The organism is Mesorhizobium sp. ArgA1 (assembly GCF_053714375.1).
In genome coordinates, this window is the sequence record NZ_JBSKBQ010000069.1 from 1 (window position 1) to 3,164 (window position 3,164).

Annotated in this window: 1 protein-coding gene and 1 pseudogene; one reads left to right on the plus strand and one right to left on the minus strand. The window is 60.1% G+C overall.

Annotated elements, in window-relative coordinates; all coding sequences use genetic code 11:
- Nucleotides 1-356: 356 nt before the first annotated feature.
- Complete coding sequence (locus ACWGTI_RS32195; RefSeq protein WP_454590623.1) at nt 357-1,022, minus strand: DsbA family protein; 666 nt, start codon at nt 1,020-1,022, stop codon at nt 357-359.
- 812 nt (nt 1,023-1,834) lie between these two features.
- Between ACWGTI_RS32195 and ACWGTI_RS32200 the strand changes: the two are divergent.
- Nucleotides 1,835-3,086 (plus strand): annotated as a pseudogene (locus tag ACWGTI_RS32200) (ISL3 family transposase); the annotation flags it as partial.
- Between the last annotated feature and the right edge of the window lie 78 nt (nt 3,087-3,164).

Sequence of the window (3,164 nt, forward strand, 5' to 3'; positions counted from 1 at the left end):
CCTTTCAACCGGTAAACACCAGATGCGCCATCGTCAGACATGGCGCCCACGCTAACCCATGGCGGACGGCACCCCCAACTTTTTCATGCTCCCATGCCGCATGACACCAGCGAGGTAGCCGAGCGCTATGGCTGGGTACCGCGCCCGAGCTGTGCGATCCCGTTCGACGAGGTTGAGGAAAGCGCCGCTGAATGCGGGTTGCACGCTGCCGATGGAACGGCGTGGTGCGCCCACTACTGCGTTGCCGGGCCATATCTTGCCCGGCGCGAGAGCACTCATGTCCACAGAACGGGATTGCACCGGCCGTCACCACTGTCAAAAAATGGCGAAGTGGTGATCCGGCACGGTATCGACGCTTAGCTTTGCCGCGCTTTGGCGATTAAGCGTTCCAGCGTGGGAATCTGCGGCACCCCTTCGATCACTTCGTCGCCGAGAACCAAGGCCGGCGTGCCGGTGATGTACAGATCCGTAGCGAGCGTGCGATTGCGCTTGAGGGTGTCTTCGATAGCGGGATCTTCCATGTCCCGCTTGAGCTTCTCAACGTCGAGGCCCACCTGTCGTGCGATAGTCAAAATTGAAAATTCGCTGACCTGGCCCCGAGCAGCCATAAGGGCGTGATGAAACCGCTCATATTTTCCCTGTTTGCGGGACGCGAGCGCCGCCACTGCGGCGAATTTGGAACCCGGTGCCTTGCCCGGAAACTCTTTGTAGACAACCTTCAGCTTGGGATCGTTCTTGAGGGCTTGCTGGATGATAGGGTCTCCCGCCCGGCAGTGCGGACAGTTGTAGTCCAAAAAAATCACCAGAGGGACGTCGCCATTCGGGTTGCCAGCAGTTGGCGCAGAGGGATCGTTGAAGAGTGCGTCGCGCCGCTCCGGAATGAGCTTCCGCCAATCCGCCTCGAGCAGGCGACGGTTTTCGCGAAGGTGGCCTATACCAGGCGGATGAGATTGCACTGCGAGCCCGGTAAGAAGCAGGGCCAAGATTAAAAGAGCGATATGGCCGGCTCTTGGTTCAGGCATGGGTCAGGCTCCAATTAACAGTGAACAGCAGGGCAGCAAAGAGGGCTTGCGGAGCGCGGGACTGCGCTGCGTTTTGCAGATCATAATCAACTTACGGTCTCCTGACCGGATCAGGTGGGCTCCTCCCTCCCGGGCATCTCCCGTCGCTGCGCTCCGGTCGAACGTTGCGCCAGCGTCGCGGCAAGCTCCGTGCCAATCGCGGCAGCGCCGGCAAACGCGCAGGTTTCCTGGTGGCCTCTTGCGCCGCGCTTTGCCGAATTCCCAGCACTCGCTGCTGGCGAATACCGCACATTCAACTCGGCGACAGGCCGCGGGACCGGCGGCGGAATCCCCGCTGCCCTGCCCTGTCCGCTCATTCAGCGGTTGGCGGCGCAAACAGCGGCGCGGCCTCGGCCCACTGGTCAGCGGTCCGGAAGGCCGCCACGATCGCCATGGGCGCGGACCGGAACCGCCATCGAGGCGGCTAGCTTCCAGCCCCCGTTGTGCCTTCGGACAAGATACGCACGATCTGCTTTTGCGTCTTCACCTTCTCGGAGACATGGCGTCGGCGACTTGCGTTTCAGCGATGTACGCGCCAGCATCGCGTTGGCTACTTCCTTGTCGCGTATTGGCACCCAGACGAGACCTTCTTCGATCTGCCACAATGCGCTCATGCCAACATTCAGATGGTTGCCGCCCCGTTGGACCACGGCACATCCGGCCCTCCAGCCACTCGCCATACGATGGTGAGTGTCGCGCTGCGCTTAAATGGGCTCTGCCTCAAAGTGTGTGGCGCGACTAGTGTGTGAGTTCCACAATTTCCGGGGATCATCATGCATTCAAAGCAGCACTGGGCTCCAGGCAAGGGCGTAAAGGTTCAGCGCGTTGCGCGAACGGCTAGCGATGGCTGGAACGTATACGCTTCGATGCCGGAGGTCGGCGTCTGCCCTGATTGCGGGCACCAGTCTCGCCGGCGTCATGGTTGGCGTCACAGACGGCTTATAGACTACCCAGCTCATGGCCAGGCCGTGACCCTGGAACTTCGCGTCGGCCGCTGGCGATGCACATTCCAGCACTGCAAACGTAACACATTCTCTGATGAGGATCGGGCGATTGCGGTTCCTCACGCCCGTAGGACAACAAGGGCTGTTCAGATTGCCAGACACTTGGGTCATGCGACTGGCGGAAGACCCGCCGAGCGGTTGATGCGTCGTTTCGGCATGCCGATGAGTGACGATACAATCTTGCGTCATCTGAAACGCGGCGCTGCAGGTTCAGCGCCACCGGCCAAGGTCATTGGCCTTGATGATTGGAGCTGGCCCAAGTCGTGGCGCTACGGAACGATCATTGTCGATCTTGAGCGTCGGTCTGTCGTCGACATTCTGGAAGACCGGAGTGTCGGAAAGCGCCGCAAACTGGTTGCGAAAGAACCCTTCCATCGGAGTCGTGAGCCGAGATCGTTGCGGGCTCTACGCGCAGGCGATTCGCGAGGGCGCTCCACAGGCGATCCAAGTCGCTGACCGGTTCCATCTTGTGCAGAACTTTCGTTTGGCGGTCGAGGAGCAGATGAACCTGTCAGGGCGCTCAAACGGGAGGTCCATTCTGTCTGAGAAGGAAAACGTCGCTGCTGCAGCGCGTCGGCGTCATGCGCGTATCGCGCATCGACAATCCCGAGACGAAGTGTTCGCGACCATCCACGCGCTTCGAGACGAAGGGCTGACATATTGCGAGATCGAGCGGCGAACCGGTTACAAACGGCGTACCGTGTCGAAATGGCTTAAGTTCGAGACACCACCGGATCGGCACAGACGGCCGTTCAACCCAACATCGCCGTGGTACTTCGAGAAGTTCTTGGCTCAATGCTGGAAGGACGGAAATCGGTGCGGACGGCACCTGTTCCATGATGTCAAGCTTCGAGGATACACCGGCAGCCGTTCGAACCTGGAGCGGCTGCTCGGAGCGTGGCGCCGGGCCGACGATCCGACAGCCAATATTCCAACGATAACAGCGATCAGCCTCGGCCCGGTGAAAGACCCGGATACTGGTCATGCGATCTCACCCGTCGTGGCCGCGGCACTCTGCATTACCCGACTTGAACACCTGGACGAGAACACAAAAAGAACATAGCCAAGTAAGTCATTGATTTTTAGTGACCGTAGCATG

Bases quoted from the DNA above. Each gene is read 5' to 3' on its own strand.
- ACWGTI_RS32195 (WP_454590623.1), bottom strand. From the start codon at position 1,022: ATGCCTGAACCAAGAGCCGGCCATATCGCTCTTTTAATCTTGGCCCTG.